Here is a 25919-nt window from a genome sequence, read left to right as displayed (position 1 = left end):
CGCGTGATGTTCGGGCACAGGTCCGTCCGGGCCTAAATACGGGTATGCGGCACTTTGGTGCCACACGGGACGCCTATAGTCGTGAGCGAGGTGGGGGAAGTCAATCACCCTGTTACCGCATTGTTACGATCAGGGTGTTACTGGCGTTACCGCGCCAGTGTGCAAGGCTGGAACGCCCGGTTTACAGGCGTTCCAGGCCGACGAACGGGCAGTCGTCAAGCAGTTGCGCAAGGGCGCGGCCGTCGGCCAGGCGGAAATCGCCCGGTACCAGTTCCGCCAGCGGGTACAGCACGAAAGGCCGGGCATGCATGTGGTAGTGCGGTACTTTCAGGCGCGGCTCGTCGAGCACCTGGTCGCCGAACAGCAGGATGTCCAGGTCCAGTGTGCGTGGGCCCCAGCGTTCCTTGCGCACGCGGCCCTGTTCGTTTTCGATGGCCTGCAGGGCATCGAGCAGGGCCAGCGGCGCTAGCGTGGTGTCCAGGGCGGCGACGGCGTTGGTGTAGCGCGGCTGGCCGGGCAGCAGCGAATCGCTGGTGTACAGGGCCGAGGCCGCCACCAGTCGTGTGGCTTCGACCTGGTCGAGGGCCTGGAACGCGCTGCGCAACTGCTCGGCAGGCGCATCCAGGTTGCTGCCCAGGCCGATATAGGCGCGGGTGCTCACTCGAACGCCTCGTCGCCACTGCGCTTGCGCTTGCCACCGCTGCGCTTGCGTTTGCGCGGGCCGGCGCCGGTGCCTTCGTCACGGCTGCCCAGTTCGCGGATCATCTCGCGGCGCTCGCTGTCGTTGGCATCCTGGTAGTCGGTCCACCACTGGCCGAGGTCGTCGGTTTCTTCCCCGGCGCTTTCGCGCAGCAGCAGGAAGTCGTAGCCGGCGCGGAAGCGCGGGTTGTCCAGCAGCATGTCGGCGCGCTTGCCGCTGCGGCGTGGCAGGCGCTCCTGCATGTCCCAGATCTCGCGGATCGGCAGGGTGAAGCGCTTGGGGATGGCGATACGTGCGCATTGTTCGGCGATCAGGTCGTGGGCCGCACCGTTCATGGCCGGGATAGGCGGCACGCCTTGGTTCTGCAGGTGCAGCACGCGAGCCGGGAGGGCTGGCCACAGCAGCGCGGCGAAGAGGAAGGCCGGGGTTACCGGTTTGCCTTGCTTCACGCGCAGGTCGGTGTTGTTCAGCGCTTGGCTGATCAGCGTGTGGGTGTAGGTCGGGCGCTCGTCCAAGGCATGCGAACTGGCCGGGAACAGCGGCTCGAACAACTGAAGGTCGACCAGCATTTCGAAGACGATGGCGCCCTGGCCGGAGAGGAACAGCTTGAGGCTCTCTTCGAACAGGCGCGCTGGCGGAATTTCGCGCAGCAGTGGGGCCAGCTCTCGAATCGGCTGGACCGTGTGTTTTTCGATGCCGAAGTCGAGCTTGGCGGCGAAGCGCACCGCGCGCAGCATGCGCACCGGGTCTTCCTGATAGCGGTGGGTAGGGTCGCCGATCAGGCGCAGCAAGCGGTTGCGGATATCGTGCACGCCGTTGGCGTAGTCGAGGATGCGCTCGCTGACCGGGTCGTAGTACAGGGCGTTGATGGTGAAGTCGCGACGTTGCGCGTCCTCTTCCAGGGTGCCGTACACGTTGTCACGCAGAATGCGGCCACTGGCATTGTGCGACGAACGGTGGCTGTCGCCCTGGTCGTCTTCCGAATGGTGGGCGCGGAAAGTTGCGACTTCGATGATTTCACGTCCGAAATGCACGTGGACCAGCTTGAAGCGGCGGCCAATGATGCGTGCGTTGCGGAACTCGGCACGGACCTGTTCAGGGGTGGCACTGGTGGCGACGTCGAAGTCTTTCGGCGTGATGCCCAGCATCAGGTCGCGGACACAGCCACCGACCAGGTAAGCCTGGTAACCGGCGCTCTGCAGGCGTTCCACGATGTTCACCGCATGGCGGCTGAATTGGTGGCGTTGCAGCGAGTGCTGGCTCTTGTTGATCACCTCAGGCGTGGTGCGCCTGTGGTGCGGGCCCGGTACGGGCGGGCGGAACGACTGGAACAGCTTCTTCAGCATGGGATGCACTGTTTGAAGGAATGTTCGGCCAAGAATAGGAGAATGGCCGCATGATGGGCGGGGATTCTAGCATTTACTCAAGGAATGGTGTAGGCGGGTAGCAGGATGCCTGCCAGAAGGGTAGAAACGACAAGGGGAGCCTAAGCTCCCCAAGAAGTCGTTGCGTGCTCTTATTGTTTTTCTGCTGGGCTTCTTGTTTTTGTTGAGTGCCCTGTCCACAAATCTCGAAGCTTGTGGACGACCCCCAATCCAGGGGTTAAGAGCAAACGGATTGCTTTGGTCGCTGATGTCACGTTGATCTGTCGATCCAACCAGTTCAGGCGCTGCTTTTTAGTGCAGTTTTTGTTGTTCTCTACCTGGTTGTGGGGCAAGCCCCAAACACGCATCCTCTCCAAAAGAATCAGTTAGCTGCGCCTCCGCCGTCTTGTTTTTATTGTGCGTGAGCCGTTTCGTCTTGTTCTTATTCTGAGTTGCAGTGCTTGTTATTGTTCTTGTACCAGACATATAGCAGGTGCCGTGCCAACTTTTGCAAACCCAGTAAAATCAAGGGTTTGGAGGTGGTGAGCAGTTTTTCAGCGGTCGAAAATGTCGAAATTTCGTTACCGTACGCCTCGGGAACTGTTACGGCGGAAAGCTTGGGTAACAGATTTTTGCGGGGGCTGATGTGTTACCGAGGTGTGTGCGCTGGCTTTGCTGGCCCTTTCGCGGGCACGCCCGCTCCCACAGGGGATGCACCACCCTTTAGGGCAGTGAAATTCCTGTGGGAGCGGGCATGCCCGCGAAGAGGCTGGAGAGGTTGTAGATAGGGGCAGGAGGAACCTCCCGCCCAGGCAGCGTGGTTATTCGCTGGTAGCGTTGCTCTTGCGCCGCGGGATGCCCAGGCGCTGGCGGCGTTCCCAGAGGCACTTGCGGCTGACCCCGAGCTTGCGGGCCAGCTCGGTCTCGGTCATGTGGTCCTGGTGCTCGAGCACGAAGTGCTGGAAGTAATCTTCCAGCGACAGGTCCTCGGTAGGCTCATGGCTGGCATTGGCCGTACTGGCCCCGACCAGGGCGTTATCGAGGATTTCGTCCTCCTCCAGGTCACCCAGCTCGATGTCGATGCCCAGCAGGTCGGCGGAAATTTCTGCGCTCTCGCTGAGGATCACCGCACGCTCCACGGCGTTTTCCAGCTCTCGCACGTTACCCGGCCAGCTGTAGTGACGAATGGCCTGCTCGGCTTCGGCCGAGAAGTGCAGGTCGTCGCGGCCAATGCGCGCGCTCTGGCGGGCGAGGAAAGCGCTGGCGATCTCGTTGACGTCGCTGCCGCGCTCGCGCAGGGCAGGCAGTTTCAGGGCGATCACGTGCAGGCGGTAATACAGGTCTTCACGGAACTGGCCGGCCTTGGCCAGGTTCTTCAGGTCGCGGTGGGTCGCGGCGATCAGGCGTACATCGACCTTTTGCGACTGTACCGAACCCACCCGGCGAATCTCGCCTTCCTGCAGCACGCGCAGCAGGCGGGCCTGGGCTTCCAGCGGCAGTTCGCCGATTTCGTCGAGGAACAGGGTACCGCCATCGGCAGCCTCCACCAGGCCAGCGCGCCCGGCGCTGGCGCCGGTGAACGCGCCTTTCTCGTGGCCGAACAGCTCGGACTCGATCAGTGTCTCGGGGATGGCCGCGCAGTTCACCGAAATCATTGGTGCCTTGGCCCGACGCGACAGGTTGTGCAGGGCGCGTGCGACCAGCTCTTTGCCGGTGCCCGACTCGCCCTGGATCAACACATTGGAGTCGGTGGGCGCGACCTTGCGGATCTTGCTGTACATGTCCTGCATCGGCGGGCACGAGCCGATGATGCCGATTTCGCCATTGGCGGCCGCCGCGCCGCCTTTGTCGGCGGTGGCGGCCTTGCCATTGGTGGCGCGTGGCTCGGCCGCCGGTGCGGCAGCCGGGGCGTTCTGCCGGTCGCGCAGGATACGCGCAACCGCTTGCAGCATCTCGTCGTGGTCGAAGGGCTTGGCGATGTAGTCCACCGCGCCCATTTTCATCGAGTCTACCGCCGAGCGCAGGCTGGCGTAGCTGGTCATGATCAGTACCGGGGTGCCTTGGCCGAGCTTGATCAGTTCGGTGCCGGGTGCGCCTGGCAGGCGCAGGTCGCTGACGATCAGGTCGAAGGTGGCAATGCTGAAGCGTTCCTGGGCTTCCTGCACCGAGCCGGCTTCGCTGACCTGGTACTGGTTCCGTTCGAGCAGGCGACGCAAGGCCGAGCGGATGATGGTTTCGTCTTCGACGATCAGAATGTGCGGCATTGATTCAATTCTCTCGACGGTCTCGAATTTCAGGGGACGTCGCTACGACATGCCGGGGCAGGGTCACGCGGATCCGGGTGCCACGTTGCCGTTCGATATCGGCCGGGCTGTCGATGGTGATTTGCCCATAATGCTCTTCCACGATGGAATAGACCAGAGCAAGCCCCAGTCCGGTTCCTTCGCCCGGGTCCTTGGTGGTGAAGAAGGGTTCGAACAAGCGGTCCATGATGTTCTTCGGGATCCCGCTGCCCTCATCTTCGACGATCAGGTCGACGGTGTGCTCGCTGACTTCGCTGCGCACGCGCACGGCGCTGCCGGGCTTTGATGCGTCGCGGGCGTTGGAGAGCAGGTTGATCAGCACCTGGGCCAGGCGCTGCGGGTCCCCTTCGGCCCAGTGCTCCGGGTCGCAGAGGTTGAAGAACTGTACTTCGAAATTGCGCCGGTTCAACGCCAGCAGACCGATGGCGTCCTGCGCCACTTCGGCCAGGCATACCGGTTCTTCGCTGTTCTGGTGGCTGCCGCCGGCATGGGCGAAACTCATCAGCGACTGGACGATGCGCGATACCCGCTTGGTCTGTTCGAGAATCTGGCTGGACAGCTCGATGATTTCGCCATCGCCCTCACGCTCTTCGCGCAGGTTCTGCGCCAGGCAGGCGATGCCGGTGATCGGGTTGCCGATTTCGTGGGCCACGCCGGCGGCCAGACGGCCGATGCTGGCCAGGCGTTCGGAGTGCACCAATTTGTCTTCCAGGGCCTGGGTTTCGGTAAGATCCTCCACCAGCAGTACCAGGCCGCTGTTGCCCGGGGCCAGCGGCTCGTCGATGGCCGCCTTGTGCAGGTTCAGCCAGCGCGGCTGGCCGTCCAGCGCCAGGCGCTGCTTGTGCAGGTGCTCGTCTGGCACGTTGATGAAGCCTTGTAGCAGGCCGCGCCAGGGTTCGCTGATGGTGACCAGGCGCGAGCCGACCACGTGCTTGGCGGCGATGCCGGTGAGCTCTTCCATAGCCTTGTTCCACATCAGGATTTCCTGGTCCTTGGCCAGCGAGCAGACGCCCATGGGCAGTTCCTGCAGGGTCTGGCGGTGGTAGCGGCGCAGGGCGTCGAGCTCGGCGGCCAGGCCGGTCAGGCGGGAGTGGTAGTCTTCCAGGCGGCTTTCGATGAAGTGGATGTCCTCGGTCACGTAGTTTTCGTTACCGGACTTGTACGGCAGGAAGGTCTCGACCATGTCCTGGGCCACGCTCGGCCCCATCAGGCCGGACAGGTTGGCCTCGATGCGGTCGCGCAGGCGGCGCAAGGCATAGGGGCGGCGCTCGTCGAATGGCAGGTAGAGGTCGCGCAGGGCCTGTTCCACTTCCTTCTGTGCGGCCTTGGCGCCCAGCGGCTTGGCCAGTTGGGTGGCGAACTCCTGTGGCGAGGCGGCGTGCAGTTCGCGGCGTTGCGGGCGGCGCACGTTGTCCACCGCGCAGGCTTCGGCGGCGCTGACCTCTTCGTTGCTGGCGTTGGTGAACAGCGAGATCAGGGTGAACAACAGCACGTTGGCCGCCAGCGAGGCGATGGCCGCCATGTGCCAGCTGGTGTCGTCCAGCACGTAGATCATGTCCAGCAGCGGGATGTAGAAGCCCTGCAGGTTGCCCAGCAGTGGCAGCAGCATGGTCACCATCCACACCAGGGTGCCGGCCAGCAGGCCGGCGATGAAGCCACGGCGGTTGGCAGTCGGCCAGTACAGCACCGACAGCACGCCCGGCAGGAACTGCAACGTGGCCACGAAGGCGACGATGCCCAGGTTGGCCAGGCTCTGGTGGTTGTTCTGGGTGAGGTAGAACATGAAGCCCGCGGTGATGATGGCGACGATCAGCGCGCGGCGGGTCCACTTCAGCCAGCGGTAGATGTTGCCTTCGGCCGGCGGCTGGTACAGCGGCAGCACCAGGTGGTTGAGGGCCATGCCCGACAGCGCCAGGGTTGTGACGATGATAAGCCCGCTGGCGGCCGACAAGCCGCCGATGTAGGCCAGCAGCGCCAGTGCCTGGTTGTTGGCGGCAAGCCCCAGGCCCAGGGTGAAGTACTCGGGGTTGGTGGTGGCGCCCAGGCGCAGGCCGGCCCACAGCACCAGCGGCACGGCCAGGCTCATCAGCAGCAGGAACAGCGGCAGGCCCCAGCTGGCGCTGACCAGCGAGCGCGGGTTGAGGTTTTCGGTGAAGGCCATGTGGTACATGTGCGGCATGACGATGGCCGAGGCGAAGAACACCAGTAGCAAGGTGCGCCATGGACCTTCCTGCAGCGGCGTATGCAGAGCGGCCAGGGCGGTCTGGTTCTGCAGCAGCCACACTTCCAGTTCGTGCGGGCCGCCGAACACGCCATACAGGGCATACAGGCCGATACCGCCCAGGGCCAGCAGCTTGATCACCGACTCGAAGGCGATGGCAAACACCAGCCCTTCGTGCTTTTCGCGTGTGGCGATGTGCCGCGAGCCGAAGAAGATGGTGAACAGGATGATGAGCGTACAGAAGGCGAAGGCCACACGTGCCTTGACCGGCTCACCGGTAAGGATACTGATCGAGTCGGCTACCGCCTGGATCTGCAGGGCCAGCAAGGGCAGAACGCCGATGAGCATGATGATGGTGGTCAGCGCCCCGGCCCAGGTGCTGCGAAAGCGGAACGCCAGCAGGTCGGCCAACGAGGACAGCTGGTAGGTACGGGTGATCTTCAGGATCGGATAGAGCAGCACTGGCGCCAGCAGGAACGCGCCGGACACCCCCAGGTAACAGGCAAGGAAGCCGTAGCCGTACTGGTAGGCCAGGCCCACCGAGCCATAGAAGGCCCAGGCACTGGCGTATACGCCCAGCGACAGGGTGTAGGTCAGCGGGTGGCGAATGATCGAGCGCGGGATCAACCCCCGCTCGCTGATCCAGGCCACACCGAACAGCACCATGAGGTACGCGGCGCTGATCAGGATCATCTGGGTCAGGCTAAAGCTCATCGGCATCTCGTTGGCTCTGCAGGATGAAGGTGACGACGATCAGGATCAGCCAGAGCAGGTAAGGGCGGTACCAGGCTCCGGTCGGTTCGATCCACCAGTCCATGATGGCCGGGGAGAACAGGTAGATCCCCACGACCAGAAGCAGGACCAAACGATAGATGTACATGCTGGCCTCGATGGTTGGGCGCTGCGGGCTTGGACTTATTATTGGCGCAAATGGCTGGGGGGATGCTAGCGGGAATCCATGGTGTTCGCCAAGAGGTTGAATTTATTGGGCTTTTGTTTTTGAGGGGTGGGTTGCCTGTGCGGGCCTCTTCGCGGGCGCGCCCGCTCCCACAGGTAAACCACAAATCTTGAAGGCGGTGTAGTTCCTGTGGGAGCGGGCGTGCCCGCGAAGATGCCGGTAATGCCTCAGCGCAAATCAGCCTCTGGCACCGTGGTCCGCTGTGCAATCGCCTCGGGCCGCCACTGCTTGCGAGCTACCGCCAATACCTCCGCCGGCGTTGCCAGTAACAACTCGGGGTCGGCTTTCTGCCCCAGCGCCCGCAACGCCCGCAGCAACAGCGGTGTCGCCTGGTCCGCCTGCAGCGGCGGCGAGCGGTACGACTTGCCCAGCTTGTGCCCGTCCGGCTGCACGATCAGCGGAATATGCAGGTAACGCGGCTGCGAGAAGCCCAGCAACTCTTGCAGGTACAGCTGGCGCGGGGTGTTGTCGAGCAGGTCGGCGCCACGCACGATGTCGGTAACACCTTGCCAGGCATCGTCCAGTACCACCGCCAGTTGGTAGGCATACAGCCCGTCGCGGCGCTGGATGACGAAATCGCCCACTTCACGCCCAAGGTGCTGCTGGAACTCGCCCTGTACGCGGTCGGTAAAGCGGTAGATCAGCTCTGGCACGCGCAGGCGGATCGCCGCGCCATCCCTAGCATGCCCGGCATTGCGGCAAAGGCCCGGGTAGATACCGTTGTAACCCTCAAGCTGCTTGCGCGAGCAGGTGCAGGCGTAGGCCAGGCCCATGTTGAACAGGCGGTCGACCACCGCAGCATAGGCATCGTGCCGCTGGCTCTGGAACACCACTTCGCCGTCCCACTCCAGGCCGTAGCGCTCCAGGGTCTGCAGGATCGCATCGCGAGCACCGGGCATTTCCCGAGGCGGGTCGGTGTCTTCCATGCGCAGCAGCCAGCGGCCGTTCACGGCGCGGGCATCGAGCCAGGAGGCGAGGGCGGCGACCAGCGAGCCGAAGTGCAGGAAGCCGCTGGGGGTGGGGGCGAAACGCCCGATGTAGCTTGAGTGGGTCATGGTCAGGCTGGGCATATAAATGAAACGGGGCGCATGATGCGCCCCGTTCAGGTGGAAAGAAAGATCAGCCTTTGCCGACCGTCTTTTCCTTTTTCTCGGCGATTTCCTTGCAGTCGAAGCACAGGTCGGCGGTAGGGCGGGCCTCCAGGCGACGCAGGCCGATCTCGATGCCGCACGATTCGCACCAGCCGTACTCGTCGGCCTTGATCTTGTCGAGGGTCTTGTCGATTTTCTTGATCAGCTTGCGCTCGCGATCGCGGTTGCGCAGCTCCAGGGCGAATTCTTCTTCCTGGCTGGCACGGTCGGCCGGGTCGGGGAAGTTGGCTGCCTCGTCCTTCATGTGGTCCACAGTGCGGTCCACACTGGTCATCAGCTCTTGCTTCCAGGCGCCGAGAAGCTTGGTGAAGTGCTTCTTCATGGGCTCGCCCATGTACTCTTCACCTTTGGATTCTACGTAGGGCTCGACACCGTACATGGTCTGGGCTTTTTGCTTTTCTACGGTGGACATGAATAGACCGCCTCTCACTCATCTGATCCAATGCGCAGGCTGCTCCATCTCCGGCACCCGCCGGCCCTGCGACTGCGAGCCGCCGAACTTACCAGATAGATCGGGGGTGCGCTACCCCGCCCGATCCTGGTAATTGACAGCGGCCTGAGCCGCACGTTCGGTGGCGTGCAGAGGTAGAATCTCCAGTTTAGACCCAATTGAGAGAAGGTCATGGCCCACCCCTACAGTGCGCGCAGCCGCGCCATCGAACCCTTCCACGTCATGGCGCTGCTGGCCCGGGCCAACGAGCTGCAGGCGGCCGGGCACGACGTGATCCACCTGGAAATCGGCGAGCCGGACTTCACCACGGCCACGCCCATCGTTGCCGCCGGCCAGGCAGCATTGGCCGCCGGGCACACCCGCTACACCGCCGCACGCGGCCTGCCGGCACTGCGCGAAGCCATTGCCGGGTTCTATGGCCAGCGTTACGGCCTGAGTGTCGACCCTGAACGCATCCTCATCACCCCGGGTGGTTCCGGTGCGCTGCTGCTGGCCAGCAGTCTGCTGGTCGACCCAGGCAAACATTGGCTGCTGGCCGACCCAGGCTACCCGTGCAACCGCCACTTCCTGCGCCTGGTCGAGGGCGGGGCGCAGCTTGTGCCGGTGGGTCCGGACGTGAATTACCAGCTGACTGCCGACCTTGTCGACCGCTACTGGGACAAGGACACGGTCGGAGCCCTGGTCGCCTCGCCGGCCAACCCGACCGGTACCGTGCTGGGGCGTGACGACCTGGCCAAACTGTCCCGCGCCACCCGTGAACGGCACGGCCATCTGGTGGTGGACGAGATCTATCACGGGCTGACCTATGGCATGGACGCGCCCAGCGTGCTGGAAGTGGACGACTCGGCATTCGTCCTGAATAGTTTTTCCAAGTATTTCGGCATGACCGGTTGGCGCCTCGGCTGGCTGGTGGCGCCTCCTGGCGCGGTGGCCGACCTGGAGAAGCTGGCACAAAACCTGTACATCAGTGCGCCAAGCATGGCCCAACATGCCGCGCTGGCGTGTTTCCAGCCCGAAACCCTGGCCATTTTCGAGGAGCGCCGCGCCGAGTTCGCCCGCCGCCGCGACTACCTGTTGCCCGCCCTGCGCGAACTGGGCTTCCGCATTGCCGTCGAGCCGCAGGGGGCGTTCTACCTGTATGCCGACATCAGTGCCTTTGGCGGTGACGCGTTCGCCTTCTGCCGGCACTTCCTGGAGACCGAGCACCTGGCCTTCACCCCGGGCCTGGACTTCGGCCGTCACCTGGCCGGCCACCATGTGCGCTTTGCCTACACCCAGAGCCTGCCGCGCCTGGAAGAGGCGGTGCAGCGGATTGCCCGCGGCCTGCGGAGCTGGCAAGGCTGATGCAGTTCCATCCCCCACTCGAACAGGGCCGCCTGCTGCGCCGCTACAAACGCTTTCTGGCGGATATCGAACTGCCCGGCGGCGAACAACTGACCATCCACTGCCCCAACACCGGCTCGATGCTCAACTGCATGCGTGAAGGCGGGCAGGTGTGGTTCAGCCGCTCCAACGACCCCAAGCGCAAGCTCCCGGGCACTTGGGAAATCAGCGAAACTCCGCAGGGGCGGCTGGCCTGTGTGAATACCGGGCGGGCCAATGCGCTGGTCGAAGAGGCCCTGCGTGCCGGCATCATCGCCGAACTGGCCGGTTTCAGTGCGCTAAGGCGTGAGGTAGCCTACGGCGAGGAAGGCAGCCGCATCGACTTTCGCCTGGAGTTCGACGGTGCCCCGGCCTATGTCGAGGTCAAGAGCGTGACCCTGGGCTACCCAGCCAGCACGGTCGCGGCCTTTCCTGATGCGGTGACCCAGCGCGGCGCCAAGCACCTGCGAGAGCTGGCGAAGTTGGCCAGGCAAGGCGTGCGGGCTGTGCAGCTGTATTGTGTGAACCTGACCGGTATCGACGCGGTGCGCCCAGCCGAGGAAATCGATGCGGCTTATGCCCAGGCCCTGCGCGCGGCAGTTTCAGATGGAGTGGAGGTGCTGGCCTACGGCGCACGCCTGGACTCCGAAGGCATTGTCATCGACCGCCGCCTGCCGGTGCTGCTTACCCCTTGAGCCAGATGCCCTGGCTGTCCTCGTGGCAGCCCAGGGCCTGCAGTTGCTCGCCCTCGCACGGCCCGGCCACGCATTCTCCACTTTCGATCAGAAACAGCGCGCCATGATGGGCGCAGTGAATCAGGCTGGCGCTGTCATCGAGAAACGCATCTTCTACCCAGTTCAGCGGGATGCCGCGGTGCGGGCAACGGTTGCGGTAGAGGTACACCTGGCCTTGGCGGCGCACGCCGAACAGTTCGATGCCGTCTACGCTGAAGGCGCGGCTTTGGCCTTCGGCCAGGCCGTGGTAGGTACAAAGGAAGTGCATGGCAAAGACGACTCGTGGAACAAGTGATGGGTTGACGCTTCAATGCGAATAATTATCAAATTGTCCATATTCGCTGCGCCCGGCTGCCTATGGTGCGCAGTTCCGTCGCTCGCCACAAGGCGCGCGGCTCGCCTGCAGAAGGAAACCGATGATGCGCCGTCCTGTCGCCTTGCTCGCTCTGTGCGCGAGCGTTGTGCTGTCCACCCAGGCCCTGGCGGCCGAGCTGCCGCAGCGTTGGGTCAGCGCTGGTGGCGCACTGAGCGAATGGATCAGCGCACTTGGCGGTGAAGCGCGCTTGGTGGGTGTGGACACCACCAGCCAGCACCCGCAATCGCTGAAGTCACTGCCTAGCGTCGGCTACCAGCGGCAGTTGTCTGCGGAAGGCATTCTCAGCCTGCGCCCGGATGTGCTGGTGGGCACCGAAGAAATGGGGCCGCCACCGGTACTGGCGCAAATCCGCAAGGCTGGCGTGCGGGTCGAACTGTTCTCCAGCAAAGCCGAGGTGGCGGCGGTGGATGAAAACCTCAAGCATCTGGGGCAATTGCTGGGCGCAGAAGAGCAGGCCGCGGTCTTGGCGTCGGGTTACCACCAGCAGCTCGATGCCTTGCAGGCCAGGGTCAGGCAGGCCCAGGCCGGGCAGAAGGCGCCAGGAGTGTTGCTGCTGGTCGGGCATGCGGGTTCCAAGCCGCTGATCGCCGGGCAGGGTACCGCCGGCGACTGGCTGCTGAGCCAGGCAGGCGGGCGCAACTTGGCAGAACATCAGGGCTACAAGAATTTCTCCAGCGAAGCACTGGCTGCGCTGGACCCGGATGTGATCGTGTTTTCCGACCGGGCGCTGGCCGATGACGAAGCCTTGAAGGCGTTGCTGAAAGAAAACCCCGCGCTGGCGACTTCGCGCGCCGTGCGAGAGAAACGCCTGGTATCGCTTGACCCGACACTGTTGGTCGGCGGGCTCGGGCCACGCCTGCCGGCAACACTTCAGTTGCTTGCGGCTACCTTCTATCCGGCCGCCAAGATCAGCCTCTCCCAATGAAACAACGCGTCCAGCCACGCACACTGTTCGTTTGCCTGAGCCTGTTGTGCCTGTTGGCGGTGTGGTTGTCTTTGGCCCTGGGGCCGGTCAGCCTGCCGCTGTTCGATACCCTGCGTGCCGGCCTGCGCCTGCTGGGGCTGCCCATTGCCGCTGACGGCCTGCAGCAGGCCGAGATGATCCTCGGCCAGATCCGCCTGCCGCGCACCTTGCTGGGGTTGGCGGTGGGCGCGGTGCTGGCGCTATCTGGTGTGGCCATGCAGGGGCTGTTCCGTAACCCTCTGGCCGACCCCGGGCTGGTAGGGGTTGCCGCCGGAGCAGCGGTGGGCGCGGCGGTGGCCATCGTTGGCGGCAGTTGGCTGGGCGGCATGCCGGATGTGCTTGCCCCTTACCTGTTGTCGCTGTGCGCTTTCATCGGCGGGCTGGGCGTGACTGCGCTGGTTTATCGTCTGGGGCGACGCGACGGCCAGACCAACGTCGCCACGATGCTGCTGGCCGGTGTGGCCATGACCGCGCTGGGCGGTGCTGCCGTGGGGTTGTTCTCCTACCTGGCCGACGACGCCACGCTGCGCACGCTGACCTTCTGGAACCTGGGCAGCCTCAATGGTGCCAGTTACCAGCGGCTGTGGCCTTTGCTGCTGGTGGCTGCGGGCGTGGCAGTGTGGCTGCCACGTCGGGCCAAGGCGTTGAATGCCATGCTGCTTGGTGAATCGGAGGCGCGTCACCTGGGCATTGACGTGGAGCGGCTCAAGCGCGAGCTGGTGTTCTGCACGGCGCTGGGCGTGGGTGCGGCGGTGGCGGCAGCAGGGCTGATCGGTTTCATCGGCCTGGTGGTGCCGCACCTGGTGCGCCTGCTGGCCGGGCCTGATCACCGTGTGGTGCTGCCAGCTTCCTTGTTGGCTGGCGGTGTGCTGATGCTGTTCGCCGATTTGGCGGCGCGGCTGCTGCTGGCGCCTGCCGAGCTGCCGATCGGCATCGTCACGGCCTTTATCGGCGCACCGTTCTTCCTGTTCCTGCTGATACGAGGGCGCAGTTGATGTTGCAAGCCGAGGGGCTGCACTTGCGGCGGGGCAGCAACGAAGTGCTGCATGACATTCATCTGCAGCTGAGCCAGGGGCAGGTGGTGGGCGTGCTCGGCCCCAACGGTGCCGGCAAGAGCAGCCTGCTAGGAGTACTGTGTGGTGAGCTGGCGCCCGATCACGGGCGGGTGACGCTACAGGGCAGGCCACTGGCGGACTGGGCAGGGCAGGAGCGGGCCAGGCGCCTGGCGGTGTTGCCGCAGGTGTCCAGCCTGGGGTTCTCGTTCCGGGTCGAGGAAGTGGTGGGCATGGGGCGCATGCCCCATGGCACCGGGCAGCGGCGCGATGCTGAAATCGTCGAAGCGGCCTTGCGGGCAGCGGATGCCTGGCACCTGGTGGAGCGCAGTTACCTGGCGTTGTCTGGCGGCGAGCGGCAAAGAGTGCACCTGGCTCGGGTGCTGGCGCAGCTGTGGCCGGGCGAGGCGGGTACAACGCTGCTGCTGGACGAGCCAACCTCGATGCTCGACCCGTTGCACCAGCACACCACCCTCGAAGCCGTGCGCCGCTTTGCCGACCGTGGCGCCGCGGTGCTGGTGATCCTGCATGACCTGAATCTGGCGGCGCGCTACTGTGATCGTATCCTGCTGCTGGAGCAGGGGCGCTGCCATGCCTTTGCCGCACCGTCAGCAGTGCTGACGCCGGCGGCGTTGAAGGCGGTATACGGGATCGACGTACTGGTACAGGCGCACCCGGAGCGTGGGCATCCGCTGATCATCACTCGCTAACGCTGGCGCGATCTTTGTAGGAGCAGCCTTGTGCTGCGAAGAGGCCGGTACTGACAATGCATGTCTGCTGCCCATACCGGCCTCTTCGCAGCACAAGGCTGCTCCTACATACTCCGGTCAGGCCGTGAGGGGAGATACACATGCGACATCCGCTGCTGTCCGTTTTCTCGCTGTGCCTGGGGCTGGTACTGGGTGGCTGCCAGGCCAGCCTGCCACCGCCGCCCGCCTGGCAGAGCAGTGAGGGGCGCAGCCATGCCGAGCTGGGGCATATCGTCGATCTTGCCAGTGGCCAGCTGATCAGCCCTGAGCAGCTGGTGCAGCACCTGTCTGCCGCCCCCCGGGTGCTGGTCGGCGAGAAACACGACAACTCCGACCATCACGCGCTGCAGCTGTGGCTGCTGCGTGCCTTGCAAGGCCAACGCGCGCAGGGCAGCCTGCTGCTGGAGATGTTGCAGCCCGAGCAGCAACCGCTGCTGGACAAGCTCGCGGGGCAACCTTTGCCGGCAGACCTGCCCAAGGCCATGGCCTGGCAGGACGGCTGGGATTGGCAGCTGTACGGGCCAATCGTGACTGAAGCCTTGCAGCAGCGGGTGCCTTTGCTGTCCGCCAACCTCTCACCTGGCGAGATGCGCCAGGCCTATCGCCAGCCGGCTTCGTTAATGGGCGAACGGTCCAATGCGCCGACGGTCAAGGCCGCCCTGCTGGAGCAGGTGCGCGCCGGACATTGCGGGATGCTGCCAGAAAGCCAGTTGCCGGCGATGCTGGCCGTGCAGCAGCAGCGCGACCGGCGCATGGCCGAGCGCTTGCTGGCGGCGCCGCAGCCAGCACTGCTGCTGGCCGGGGCCTATCACGTGCGCAAGGACCTGGGTGTACCGTTGCACTTGGCTGACCTGCAAGCGCAGGGGGAGAGCAAGGTGCTACTGCTAGCTGAGGTTGGTGAGCAGGTCGAGGCAGGCGAGGCTGATTTTGTGTGGTACACGGCAGCGATGCCGGAGCAGGAATATTGCGCGCAACTGCGGTGACGGGGCTGTAAAAGGCAAAAAAAGACCCGGCAAATTGCCGGGTCAATAACCGTGATTAGCCTGATGAGGAGATAATCTGAGAGTCCGAACCAGGGGCTCTTAGCTTATCCAACCAGTCTCGCGACCAGTTGTGATAATCATAACTATTCTCATTTCGACGTCAATCCCTTTCCCGAGATTATTTCTGATTTTTTTGCGCAGGGCTTTTCGCATCCAGTTGTTGGTTGAGCGCTTCTTTGCGCTCCAGCGGCAAATCGTTCCAGTGCATGTCCAGCAGGGCGCCTTCAATGGCATACAACAGCACCTTCGATGCGCGGAACCCTCGTGTCTTCACGGCCTGGTACGCACCTACCGCGCCCAGGCGGCGCAGATCCGATGCACTGTGGATGCCGGCTGCATGCAGCCACTGCGCAGAGGTCTTGCCAAGGTTCTTCAGATGCTGCAATTCATCGTTCATCGAGCCTCCTTGCGATGGCTGAACGGGGATTGGGGGATAAATCGCGAGCAGGTCAGAGAGGAGTGTAGCGGGGGATAGGAAATGCGCGGCCTTTTGCCATAGGGGGCGACGAGATGTCCTGTGCCGGCCTATTCGCGGGTTCACCCGCGAAGTGGCCGGTCCAGGAAAACGCTGAACTTACAGCCCAGGCAAGCGCTGGCGAATCTGCTCGATCACCTGGTCCATGCTCCCGGCGCTCTGGGTATCGACGCCGGTGCTCTGCACCAGTTCCTGTGCATCCAGTGGCTCACGACTGGCCTGCTGAGCTTTGACCACTTCCAGGGTGGCATCCGACGGGTCGGTATTTTCTGCCCGGCGCTGCTCCAGCCAGCTGGCGATGACCGCATCCGGCGCATGGCAGTCGAGGATCAGGAACGGCACGCCCGTCTGGCTGGCGATGTCCGCTGCGGCCTGGCGCTGATCACGTTTGAGGTAGGTGGCATCCAGCACCACCGGGAAGCCGGCCCGCAGTACGGTCGCTGCCACCTCGTGCAGGCGCTGGTAGGTCGCGACACTGGCGTCCTGATCATAGATGCCGGTACTCAGCTGGCCAGCCTCAGCCTGCTGCTGTTCACCGAACAGGCGCTTGCGCTCCACATCCGAACGCACGCGGACGGCGCCAAGGGCTTCGACCATGCGCATGGCCACGTGGCTTTTGCCCACAGCCGAAACACCGTGGGTAATGGCCAGCAGGCGCGACGGGATGGCGCTGTAGCTTTCTGCCAGGTTGGCATAGTTGCGGTAGGTGCGAAGAGTGGTGGCACGCTGCACGCCATCGGCATCGGCTGGCATGCTGAACAGTGCAACCTTGGCCCGCACCAGCGCGCGGTAGGCTTTGTAGAAGTTGAGCAGTTCCAGGCCTTCGTAGTCGCCGGTCAGTTCCAGGTACTGGCTGATGAAGCGGCGAGCCAGGCATTTCAGGCCGCGGTCTTCCAGGTCCATGGCCAGGAAGCCGGTATCGGCGTACACATCGGTCAGGCGGAACGGTTCGTTGAACTCGATGCAGTCGAAGATCACCACCTTGCCGTCGATCAGGGTGGCGTTGCCCAGGTGGATGTCACCGTGGCACTCACGGATGAAACCATTGGCCTTGCGCTTTTCCAGCAGGCCATGCAGGCGCTCGAAGCTGCTGCGTGCCCAGGCCTGCAGGGCGTCGAGTTGCTGCAGGTCGGCCTTGTCGCTGAGGAACGGGCGAATCTGCTCGAAGTTCTGCTCCACAGGTGCCATCACGCTGTCCGGCGTGCCCAGTGGGTGCTCCACCGGCACGCGTGGGGCCTGCAGGTGGAACTCGGCGATCTGCCGGGCCATCTGGTCGATGTGCGCGGCGTTCAGTTCGCCATTGGCCTGCAGGGTGTTGAGCATCTGCCCCTGCGGGAACTGGCGCATCTTCAGCACGTACTCGATGGCTTCGCCTTCACCGCCGATCTGCGGCGCGTCGACGCTACCGGTGATCGGCAACACTTCAAGGTACAGGCCGTCGGTCAGGCGCTGGTTCAGGCGCAATTCTTCGTTACAGAAATGCTGGCGCTGGTCCAGGCCGGTGAAGTCGAGGAAGCCGAAGTTCATCGGCTTCTTGATCTTGTAGGCATACTCGCCGGTGAGCAGGACCCAGGAGATATGCGTCTCGATGAGCTGGAACCCATCCACGGGGTGAGGGTACAGGGCTGGGTTCTGCAACGCAGTGATAAGGGCTTGGCTCACGGGAAATCCTTCCGGGGGCAGGGAATTCGAATGCGCCATTATGGTCAATGGTGCCGTCCCTGCCTACCGCCGGGGGCGTCTGCCCAGCCTTTATAAAGTGCGTATAATCCGCCGCCATGACCCGAACTCGAAATCCCCGTACCCCTCAGAAACGCCCGACCGGCCGCTCCCGCGCCTGGCTGGGCTGCGCTTTGAAGCTCAGCCTGGTCGGCCTGGTGATAGTCGCCGGCTTCGCGGTTTACCTCGATGCCGTTGTCCAGGAAAAGTTTTCCGGCAAGCGCTGGACCATCCCGGCCAAGGTGTATGCCCGGCCGCTGGAGCTGTTCACCGGCCAGAAACTGAGCAAGAACGACTTCCTCACCGAGCTGGACGCGCTCGGCTACCGGCGTGAAAGCGCGGCCAACGGCCCGGGAGCGGCGGCAGTCAACGGCAATACCGTCGAGCTCAATACTCGTGGTTTCCAGTTCTACGAGGGCATGGAGCCGGCGCAATTCGTGCGTGTGCGCTTCTCCGGCGATTACGTGGCAGGCCTTTCCGGCGCCAACGGCAAGACGCTCGACGTAGTGCGTCTGGAGCCGCTGATGATCGGCGGCATCTACCCGAAAAACCTCGAAGACCGCATCCTGATCAAGATCGACCAGGTACCGCCGTACCTGCTCGAAACCCTGGTGGCGACGGAAGACCGCGATTTCTACAGCCACTTCGGGGTGTCGCCCAAGTCCATCGCCCGAGCCATGTGGGTCAATACCTCGGCAGGTTCCATGCGCCAGGGTGGCAGCACCCTGACCCAGCAGTTGGTGAAGAACTTCTACCTCACCAGCGAGCGCAGCCTCAGCCGCAAGCTGACCGAGGCGATGATGGCCGTATTGCTGGAGCTGCACTACGACAAGCGCGAGATCCTCGAGGCCTACCTCAACGAGGTGTTCGTCGGCCAGGATGGTCAGCGTGCGGTGCACGGCTTCGGCCTCGCCAGCCAGTTCTTCTTCAGCCAACCGCTGTCGGAACTGAAGTTGCACCAGATCGCTTTGCTGGTGGGCATGGTCAAGGGGCCGTCCTACTACAACCCGCGTCGCTATCCGGACCGCGCCCTGGCCCGCCGCAACCTGGTGCTCGACCTGGTGGCCGAGCAGGGCGTGGCCAGCCAGGCAGAAGTCGATGCAGCGAAGAAGATGCCGCTGGGCGTGACCAAGCGCGGCAGCCTGGCAGACAGCTCGTTCCCGGCGTTCCTCGACCTGGTCAAGCGTCAGCTGCGCCAGGACTACCGCGATGAAGACTTGACCGAAGAAGGCCTGCGCATCTTCACCAGCTTCGACCCGATCCTGCAGATGAAGGCCGAAACCTCGATGAGCGAGACCTTCAAGCGCCTCGCGGGGCGCAAGGGGGCGGACGAGGTTGAGTCGGCGATGGTCGTGACCAATCCGGAAACCGGTGAGGTGCAGGCGCTTATCGGCAGCCGCCAGGCCGGCTTCGCCGGCTTCAACCGCGCCATTGATGCCGTGCGGCCGATCGGTTCGCTGGTCAAGCCGGCGGTGTACCTGACCGCGCTGGAACAACCGACCAAGTACACCTTGACCAGTTGGGTGCAGGACGAGCCGTTCTCGGTCAAAGGTGCCGACGGCCAGGTCTGGCGCCCGCAGAACTACGATCGTCGCCCGCATGGCACCATCTACCTGTACCAGGGGCTGGCCAACTCCTACAACCTGTCGACTGCCAAGATCGGCCTGGAAGTGGGTGTGCCCAACGTGATCAAGACCATTGGCCGGCTGGGAGTGAACGTTGACTGGCCAGCCTTCCCGGCCATGCTGCTGGGTGCCGGCGGCATGTCGCCAATGCAGGTCGCGACGATGTACCAAACCATCGCCAACGGAGGCTTCAATACCCCGATGCGCGGTATCCGCAGCGTGCTCACCGCCGAGGGCGAGCCGCTAAAACGCTACCCGTTCCAGATCCAGCAAACCTTCGACCCGGGGGCTATCTACCTGGTGCAGAACGCCATGCAGCGGGTGATGCGCGAAGGCACCGGCCGCTCGGTGTACAACACTTTGCCGCGCAATCTCACCCTGGCGGGCAAGACCGGCACCAGTAACGATTCGCGCGACAGCTGGTTCTCCGGGTTCAGCCAGGACCTGCTGGCCGTGGTATGGATGGGGCGTGACGACAACGGCAAGACGCCATTTACTGGTGCCACCGGCGCCCTGCAGGTGTGGACCAGCTTCATGAAGAAGGCCGACCCGCTGCCGCTGGACATGCCGCAACCGGACAACGTGGTGCAGGCCTGGATTGACCCGTACAGTGGCCATGGGTCTGATGGCAGCTGTCCGGGAGCGGTGCAGATGCCGTATATTCGCGGGAGTGAACCGCCCGCCGGCGCGACCTGCGGCGGCGAGCAGGATCCAGTTGAATCGGTCATGGACTGGGTCAAGGGCTGGATGAATTAAGCACAGGCTGCATTGATGAGGTGTGACGTGAACAAGTGGCTGTTTCCTGCCGTGACGGCGCTGGCTGTGCTCCAGGGGTGCGCCAGCGTCCCGCGCGGCAATATTCCGGTGGTCGACTCGAGCACCCGGGTGTCCAACAGCGAACGCGTGACGGCCAATCGCTCTGCGGGTGGCTATAACGCAGGTACCGCGCAGGCTCAAACGCTGCCTGAAGACTCCGGCGTGACCGTGATGATCCCGCAGGGCGCTGGCGCTTCGGGCATCCAGACGTTCCCGGCGGCCAATGGCGCGGCCCCAATCAGCACCTCGCCGATTACCCCGGGGCCGATCACCCCAGGCCCAATTACCACTGGGCCGGTCAGTTCGGCACCAATGACCACCAATCCCAACCCGATCGCCGACGAACCCTTCGACATCGCGGCTATGAACAGCGCCCCGCAAAGCACCAGCGCGCCAACCGGTATTCCGCGTAGCGGTGCTGCTACCGGTGGCCTGTCGGCCGACGAGCAGCTGGACGGCCCGGTGCTGGCGCTGCTGACCACCGCGAAGACCCAGCAGGGCAGCGGTGACTTCAACGGTGCCGCATCGAGCCTGGAGCGTGCTCAGCGCATTGCCCCGCGCGAGCCGCAGGTACTGTACCGTCTGGCCCAGGTGCGCCTGTCGCAAGGTGATGCCCCGCAGGCCGAGCAGTTGGCGCGTCGTGCCCTGACTTACGCCAACGGCCGCCCGAGCCTGCAGGCCGAGCTGTGGAACACCATCGCCCAGGCCCGCGAGAAGCAGGGTGACAGCGCTGGTGCCGCACTGGCCCGGCAAAAGGCACGGGTCAATTCGTGATGATCGAGCAGCGCATTCTGGATGTTGCCGACCACCTGCTGCTGATCGAACGTGAGCTGCAGGTGCAAGGCTGGTGGGATGACGAGCCGCCAAGCGATGAGGCACTGGCCAGCACGGTGCCTTTCGCAGTCGATACCCTCAGTTTCGAGCAGTGGCTCCAATGGATCTTCCTGCCGCGGATGAAGATCATCATCGAGCTGGGCCACCCGCTGCCCAATGCGTCCGGCATCCTGGTAATGGCTGAAACGGTATTTACCGACCGGCCAGAGCAAAGTCGTGAGCTACGCCGCCTGTTGGCAGCATTTGACCAATTGATTGCTCCTTCCGCCTGATTTCTTCAGTTTTTCCTTCAAGGGCCGCAGATTGTGGCCCTTTTTTGTGGAAATCTTATTTATTCTGCTGCTGAAGCGATTTTTAGTGGTGGCAGGAATTCATCTTGGGGAAAAATTGGCAATAATTTTTCTTGACTTGTTGGCGCCGAATCAGAAGAATCCAATCTCCGCTGTAGAGGGACTGCCAGAAGCAGACCCGCTAAGCAGATCATGAGGCGCACACCCGCGCCGACCTGTTACACCCCGCAACGCGTTACCTCGCGCTGGGTGGGAAAACCCCGCAACACTCTGGGGCGCTCCCAATACTTGCTCAGTCAGTGCTGACGTTCGCTCATGCTCTGCTTGGCAGTAAACCTATTAAGACCCGTCCAGTGAGGGCGGTATTCTGGCGTTTTAGAGGTGAACAACGTGGAGCTTTTATCTGGCGCTGAGATGGTCGTCCGCTTCTTGCGTGACGAAGGCGTTAAGCACATCTACGGGTACCCTGGTGGTGCTCTCCTGCATGTTTACGACGCGCTGTTCAAGGAACCGGAAGTCGAGCACATCCTGGTTCGTCATGAGCAGGCAGCTACCCATATGGCGGACGGCTACGCCCGCGCCACCGGCAAGGCCGGCGTGGTGCTGGTAACCTCCGGCCCGGGCGCGACCAATGCCATTACCGGTATTGCCACCGCCTACATGGATTCGATTCCGATGGTCATCCTGTCCGGCCAGGTGCCTAGCACCATGGTGGGTACCGATGCCTTCCAGGAAACCGACATGATCGGTATTTCGCGGCCGATCGTGAAGCACAGCTTCATGATCAAACATGCCAGCGAAATTCCCGAAGTTCTGAAAAAAGCTTTCTACCTGGCGCAATCCGGTCGCCCAGGTCCGGTCGTGGTCGACATTCCAAAAGATATGACCAACCCGGCCGAGAAGTTCGAATACGTCTACCCGAAAAAGGTCAAGCTGCGCTCCTATAGCCCAGCGGTACGCGGCCACTCCGGCCAGATCCGCAAGGCTGCAGAGATGCTGCTGGCGGCCAAGCGCCCGATCGTCTACTCCGGTGGCGGCGTGATCCTCGGTGGTGGCTCCGAAGCCCTGACCGAAATCGCCAAGTCGCTGAACCTGCCGGTCACCAATACCCTGATGGGTCTGGGTGGCTTCCCGGGTACCGACCGCCAGTTCCTCGGCATGCTCGGCATGCACGGCAGCTTCACTGCCAACATGGCCATGCATCATGCCGACGTCATCTTCGCCGTCGGTGCCCGTTTCGACGACCGCGTGGTCAACGGCCCGGCCAAGTTCTGCCCGAATGCCAAGATCATCCATATCGACATCGACCCGGCGTCGATCTCCAAGATGATCAAGGCCGACGTGCCGATCGTCGGCCCGGTCGACAGCGTGCTCAGCGAAATGCTCGGCATCCTCAAGGAAATCGGCGAGCAGCCTGACAAGGCGGCGCTGGATGCCTGGTGGAAGCAGATCGACGAATGGCGTGGCAATGGCGAGCTGTTCCCTTACGACAAGGGTGACGGCAATGTCATCAAGCCGCAGAAAGTCATCGAGACCCTGTGCGAAGTGACCAATGGCGATGCCTTCGTCACCTCCGACGTGGGCCAGCACCAGATGTTCGCGGCGCAGTACTACCGCTTCAACAAGCCGAACCGCTGGATCAACTCCGGTGGCCTGGGCACCATGGGCTTCGGCTTCCCGGCGGCGATGGGCGTCAAGCTCAACTTCCCGGACCAGGACGTGGCCTGCGTGACCGGCGAAGGCAGCATCCAGATGAACATCCAGGAGCTGTCCACCTGCATGCAGTACGGCCTGCCGGTGAAGATCGTCAACCTGAACAACGGTGTGTTGGGCATGGTCCGTCAGTGGCAGGACATGGCCTACAACGGTCGTCACTCGCACTCGTACGTCGAGTCGCTGCCTGACTTCATCAAGCTGGCCGAGGCCTATGGCCATGTGGGTATCCGCATCACCAGCCTGAAGGACCTCAAGCCGAAGCTGGAAGAAGCGTTTGCGATGAAGGACCGCCTGGTGTTCATCGACATCGCGGTTGACCGCAGTGAGCACGTCTATCCGATGCAGATCAAGGATGGCTCGATGCGTGACATGTGGCTGAGCAAGACGGAGCGTACCTGATATGCGGCACATCATCTCCCTGCTGCTGGAAAACGAACCAGGTGCGTTGTCCCGCGTGGTCGGCCTGTTCTCCCAGCGTAACTACAACATTGAAAGCCTGACCGTGGCGCCGACCGAAGACCCGACCCTGTCGCGTCTGACGCTGACCACCGTTGGCCATGACGAAGTGATCGAACAGATCACCAAGAACCTGAACAAGCTGGTCGAAGTGGTCAAGCTCGTCGACCTGTCGGAAAGCGCTCACATCGAGCGTGAACTGATGCTGGTCAAGGTCAAGGCCACCGGTGCCCAGCGCGCCGAGATCAAGCGCACCACGGATATCTTCCGTGGCCAGATCGTCGATGTGACTGCCAGCGTGTACACCGTGCAGCTGAGCGGCACCAGCGACAAACTGGACAGCTTCATCCAGGCGATCGGCACTGCATCGATTCTCGAAACCGTGCGCAGCGGCGTTACCGGCATTGCCCGTGGCGACAAAGTGCTCAGCATCTAAATTCAAAAATTAGCGATGGCTCCGCAGGGGCCGAGATATAACCAGGGGTATTTTCATGAAAGTTTTCTACGATAAAGACTGCGACCTTTCCATCATCCAGGGTAAGAAAGTCGCCATCATCGGTTACGGTTCCCAGGGCCACGCTCAGGCGTGCAACCTGAAGGACTCCGGTGTAGATGTCACCATCGGTCTGCGTAAAGGTTCGGCCACCGTTGCCAAGGCAGAAGCCCATGGCCTGAAAGTGACCGACGTTGCCTCTGCCGTAGCTGCTGCCGACCTGGTCATGATCCTGACCCCGGACGAGTTCCAGGGCCAACTGTACAAGCAGGAAATCGAGCCGAACATCAAGAAGGGCGCTACCCTGGCCTTCTCCCACGGCTTCTCGATCCACTACAACCAGGTTGTCCCACGTGCCGACCTCGACGTGATCATGATCGCGCCGAAGGCCCCGGGCCACACCGTTCGCTCCGAGTTCGTCAAGGGCGGCGGTATCCCTGACCTGATCGCCATCTACCAGGACGCCTCCGGCAACGCCAAGAATGTCGCCCTGTCGTACGCTTCGGGCGTAGGCGGCGGCCGTACCGGCATCATCGAAACCACCTTCAAGGACGAGACCGAAACCGACCTGTTCGGTGAGCAGGCTGTTCTGTGCGGCGGTACCGTAGAGCTGGTCAAGGCCGGTTTCGAAACCCTGGTCGAAGCTGGCTACGCGCCGGAAATGGCCTACTTCGAGTGCCTGCACGAACTGAAGCTGATCGTTGACCTCATGTACGAAGGCGGCATCGCCAACATGAACTACTCGATCTCCAACAACGCCGAGTACGGTGAGTACGTAACCGGTCCGGAAGTCATCAACGAAGAATCCCGCAAGGCCATGCGCAATGCCCTGAAGCGCATCCAGGACGGCGAGTACGCGAAGATGTTCATCTCCGAAGGTGCTACCAACTACCCATCGATGACCGCCAAGCGCCGCAACAACGCCGCTCACGGCATCGAAATCATCGGCGAGCAGCTGCGCTCGATGATGCCGTGGATCTCGGCTAACAAAATCGTCGACAAGACCAAGAACTAAGTCTTATCGAAAGATGAAAAACGCGGCTTCGGCCGCGTTTTTTCGTTCTGACAGTCAGCTTCTGGTATAAAGCAGACCAGTGGCCTGCCGTCAGAACCTGTTTTGCAGGTCCGTGTCGAACATTTTCCATCCTGTTGCAAGGTACCCTCCATGAGCGAACGTCCCGAAGAGCCGAACAAGCCCTCCGACGCCGAAAGCCTGCTACCTGTCGATGAGCACGTTGAAGAAGGGCATGACGCCGAAGGGCGCAAGGTACGCCATCGTGGCATCTATCTGCTGCCCAACCTGTTTACCACCGCCAACCTGTTTGCCGGTTTCTATTCCATCATCAGCTCGATGAGCGCGCAGAGCGCCCTGAGTGCCGGTGACCCGCGCGAGGCGAGCAAGTACTTTGCCTTCGCTGCGATCGCCATCTTCGTGGCCATGGTGCTCGACGGCCTGGATGGCCGTGTCGCGCGCATGACCAACACACAGAGCGCCTTTGGTGCCGAGTACGACTCACTGTCGGACATGGTTGCCTTTGGTGTCGCTCCGGCCTTGCTGGCCTTTGGCTGGGCGCTGGGCGACATGGGCAAGGTTGGCTGGATGGTTGCCTTCATCTATGTGGCCGGTGCAGCACTGCGCCTGGCACGCTTCAATACCCAGGTCGGCACCGCCGACAAGCGCTACTTCATCGGCCTTGCCAGTCCTGCTGCTGCGGGTGTGGTCGCGGGTACCGTGTGGGCGTTCAGCGACTACGGCATCCAGGGCTCCAAGCTGTCGTTCCTGGTGGCGCTGCTGGTGGCTGCTGCCGGCATGCTGATGGTCAGCAACATCAAGTACAACAGCTTCAAGGAGCTGGACCTGAAGGGGCGTGTGCCGTTCGTGGCTATCCTGGCCGTGGTGCTGGTGTTTGCCGTGGTGTTCAGCGACCCGCCGCGTATCCTGCTGCTGATCTTCCTCGCCTATGCGGCTTCGGGCCCGATTCAGTTCCTGCTGAAGTCACGCCGTCGCAAAGCGTGACAATCATTTAATGCTGGAATAACCCGCCGGCTCCATAGTCTTACTGGTAC

At 63.0% G+C, this 25919-nt stretch carries 23 protein-coding genes; 13 read left to right on the top strand and 10 right to left on the bottom strand.

The window, feature by feature from the left end; translation table 11 throughout:
* Positions 1-181: 181 nt before the first annotated feature.
* The 7 genes from folK to dksA all read right to left on the bottom strand — a co-directional run bounded on the left by folK (position 182) and on the right by dksA (position 9109).
* The gene (gene folK, locus AC2T3R_RS22620; RefSeq protein ID WP_085721785.1) at positions 182-661 is read right to left on the bottom strand and encodes a 2-amino-4-hydroxy-6-hydroxymethyldihydropteridine diphosphokinase; all 480 of its coding nucleotides are present in this window, start codon (positions 659-661) and stop codon (positions 182-184) included.
* Positions 658-2046: a polynucleotide adenylyltransferase PcnB gene (locus AC2T3R_RS22615; protein WP_015271847.1), complete on the bottom strand. Its 1389-nt coding sequence runs from the start codon at positions 2044-2046 to the stop codon at positions 658-660. Before AC2T3R_RS22615 ends, folK begins: the two co-directional genes overlap by 4 nt.
* Before the next feature lie 839 nt (positions 2047-2885).
* The gene (locus tag AC2T3R_RS22610; RefSeq protein ID WP_100413853.1) at positions 2886-4328 is read right to left on the bottom strand and encodes a sigma-54-dependent transcriptional regulator; all 1443 of its coding nucleotides are present in this window, start codon (positions 4326-4328) and stop codon (positions 2886-2888) included.
* Between the two features lie 4 nt (positions 4329-4332).
* Positions 4333-7308 (bottom strand): sensor histidine kinase, encoded by a 2976-nt coding sequence (locus tag AC2T3R_RS22605; protein ID WP_023661523.1) that lies wholly within the window; start codon positions 7306-7308, stop codon positions 4333-4335.
* The gene (locus tag AC2T3R_RS22600) at positions 7292-7468 is read right to left on the bottom strand and encodes a hypothetical protein (protein WP_003250005.1); all 177 of its coding nucleotides are present in this window, start codon (positions 7466-7468) and stop codon (positions 7292-7294) included. The genes AC2T3R_RS22605 and AC2T3R_RS22600 overlap by 17 nt, the downstream gene beginning before the upstream one ends.
* Positions 7469-7713: 245 nt before the next feature.
* Positions 7714-8601 (bottom strand): tRNA glutamyl-Q(34) synthetase GluQRS, encoded by an 888-nt coding sequence (gluQRS, locus tag AC2T3R_RS22595; RefSeq protein WP_024087757.1) that lies wholly within the window; start codon positions 8599-8601, stop codon positions 7714-7716.
* Between the two features lie 64 nt (positions 8602-8665).
* Positions 8666-9109, bottom strand: a complete 444-nt coding sequence (gene dksA, locus AC2T3R_RS22590; protein ID WP_003259209.1) for an RNA polymerase-binding protein DksA — start codon at positions 9107-9109, stop codon at positions 8666-8668.
* 210 nt (positions 9110-9319) lie between these two features.
* On the opposite strand from dksA, the gene AC2T3R_RS22585 reads away from it, so the two are divergent.
* The gene (locus tag AC2T3R_RS22585; RefSeq protein WP_410952191.1) at positions 9320-10492 is read left to right on the top strand and encodes a pyridoxal phosphate-dependent aminotransferase; all 1173 of its coding nucleotides are present in this window, start codon (positions 9320-9322) and stop codon (positions 10490-10492) included.
* Positions 10492-11205, top strand: a complete 714-nt coding sequence (sfsA, locus tag AC2T3R_RS22580; protein WP_013974266.1) for a DNA/RNA nuclease SfsA — start codon at positions 10492-10494, stop codon at positions 11203-11205. Before AC2T3R_RS22585 ends, sfsA begins: the two co-directional genes overlap by 1 nt.
* Here the strand turns inward: sfsA and AC2T3R_RS22575 are convergent.
* Positions 11195-11512: a Rieske (2Fe-2S) protein gene (locus AC2T3R_RS22575; RefSeq protein WP_486744291.1), complete on the bottom strand. Its 318-nt coding sequence runs from the start codon at positions 11510-11512 to the stop codon at positions 11195-11197. The genes sfsA and AC2T3R_RS22575 overlap by 11 nt on opposite strands.
* Before the next feature lie 148 nt (positions 11513-11660).
* Here AC2T3R_RS22575 and AC2T3R_RS22570 point away from each other — a divergent pair, with 148 nt between their 5' ends.
* The 4 genes from AC2T3R_RS22570 (at position 11661) to AC2T3R_RS22555 (ending at position 15368) form a co-directional block, all read left to right on the top strand.
* The gene (locus AC2T3R_RS22570) at positions 11661-12545 is read left to right on the top strand and encodes a heme/hemin ABC transporter substrate-binding protein (protein ID WP_486744290.1); all 885 of its coding nucleotides are present in this window, start codon (positions 11661-11663) and stop codon (positions 12543-12545) included.
* A 50-nt stretch (positions 12546-12595) separates the two neighbouring features.
* Positions 12596-13579: a FecCD family ABC transporter permease gene (locus AC2T3R_RS22565; RefSeq protein WP_162276790.1), complete on the top strand. Its 984-nt coding sequence runs from the start codon at positions 12596-12598 to the stop codon at positions 13577-13579.
* A complete protein-coding gene (locus AC2T3R_RS22560; RefSeq protein ID WP_486744289.1) occupies positions 13579-14346 on the top strand; it encodes a heme ABC transporter ATP-binding protein in 768 nt (255 codons plus the stop codon). Before AC2T3R_RS22565 ends, AC2T3R_RS22560 begins: the two co-directional genes overlap by 1 nt.
* 140 nt (positions 14347-14486) lie before the next feature.
* Positions 14487-15368, top strand: a complete 882-nt coding sequence (locus AC2T3R_RS22555) for a ChaN family lipoprotein (RefSeq protein WP_486744288.1) — start codon at positions 14487-14489, stop codon at positions 15366-15368.
* Positions 15369-15546: 178 nt separating this feature from the next.
* On the opposite strand, the gene AC2T3R_RS22550 is transcribed toward AC2T3R_RS22555, so the two are convergent.
* Both AC2T3R_RS22550 and AC2T3R_RS22545 read right to left on the bottom strand, forming a co-directional pair.
* Complete coding sequence (locus AC2T3R_RS22550; RefSeq protein WP_013974260.1) at positions 15547-15825, bottom strand: TfoX/Sxy family protein; 279 nt, start codon at positions 15823-15825, stop codon at positions 15547-15549.
* 177 nt (positions 15826-16002) lie between these two features.
* A complete protein-coding gene (locus tag AC2T3R_RS22545) occupies positions 16003-17565 on the bottom strand; it encodes a bifunctional aminoglycoside phosphotransferase/ATP-binding protein (protein ID WP_486744287.1) in 1563 nt (520 codons plus the stop codon).
* Positions 17566-17681: 116 nt separating this feature from the next.
* Between AC2T3R_RS22545 and mrcB the strand changes: the two genes are divergently transcribed.
* The 7 genes from mrcB (at position 17682) to pssA (ending at position 25869) form a co-directional block, all read left to right on the top strand.
* The gene (mrcB, locus tag AC2T3R_RS22540) at positions 17682-20003 is read left to right on the top strand and encodes a penicillin-binding protein 1B (protein ID WP_486744286.1); all 2322 of its coding nucleotides are present in this window, start codon (positions 17682-17684) and stop codon (positions 20001-20003) included.
* A gap of 15 nt (positions 20004-20018) precedes the next feature.
* A complete protein-coding gene (locus tag AC2T3R_RS22535) occupies positions 20019-20837 on the top strand; it encodes a tetratricopeptide repeat protein (RefSeq protein ID WP_085663625.1) in 819 nt (272 codons plus the stop codon).
* On the top strand, positions 20837-21169 hold the full coding sequence (locus tag AC2T3R_RS22530; protein ID WP_031324603.1) for a YqcC family protein: 333 nt from the start codon (positions 20837-20839) through the stop codon (positions 21167-21169). Before AC2T3R_RS22535 ends, AC2T3R_RS22530 begins: the two co-directional genes overlap by 1 nt.
* Positions 21170-21577: 408 nt before the next feature.
* Entirely contained in the window at positions 21578-23302 is a 1725-nt protein-coding gene (locus tag AC2T3R_RS22525) for an acetolactate synthase 3 large subunit (RefSeq protein WP_015271834.1), read from the top strand.
* A gap of 1 nt (position 23303) precedes the next feature.
* Positions 23304-23795 carry an acetolactate synthase small subunit gene (gene ilvN, locus AC2T3R_RS22520; protein WP_003250040.1) on the top strand — a complete coding sequence of 164 codons (492 nt, stop codon included), beginning with the start codon at positions 23304-23306 and terminating at the stop codon, positions 23793-23795.
* A 55-nt stretch (positions 23796-23850) separates the two neighbouring features.
* A complete protein-coding gene (ilvC, locus tag AC2T3R_RS22515) occupies positions 23851-24867 on the top strand; it encodes a ketol-acid reductoisomerase (RefSeq protein WP_013974255.1) in 1017 nt (338 codons plus the stop codon).
* 150 nt (positions 24868-25017) lie between these two features.
* Entirely contained in the window at positions 25018-25869 is an 852-nt protein-coding gene (pssA, locus tag AC2T3R_RS22510; protein ID WP_009685387.1) for a CDP-diacylglycerol--serine O-phosphatidyltransferase, read from the top strand.
* The last annotated feature ends 50 nt before the right edge of the window (positions 25870-25919 follow it).

The sequence above is a fragment of the Pseudomonas sp. PVC-5-1 genome, from assembly GCF_057444345.1.
Note: the sequence above shows the minus strand (reverse complement) of the source record. Positions and strands in the feature narration are given on the sequence as shown.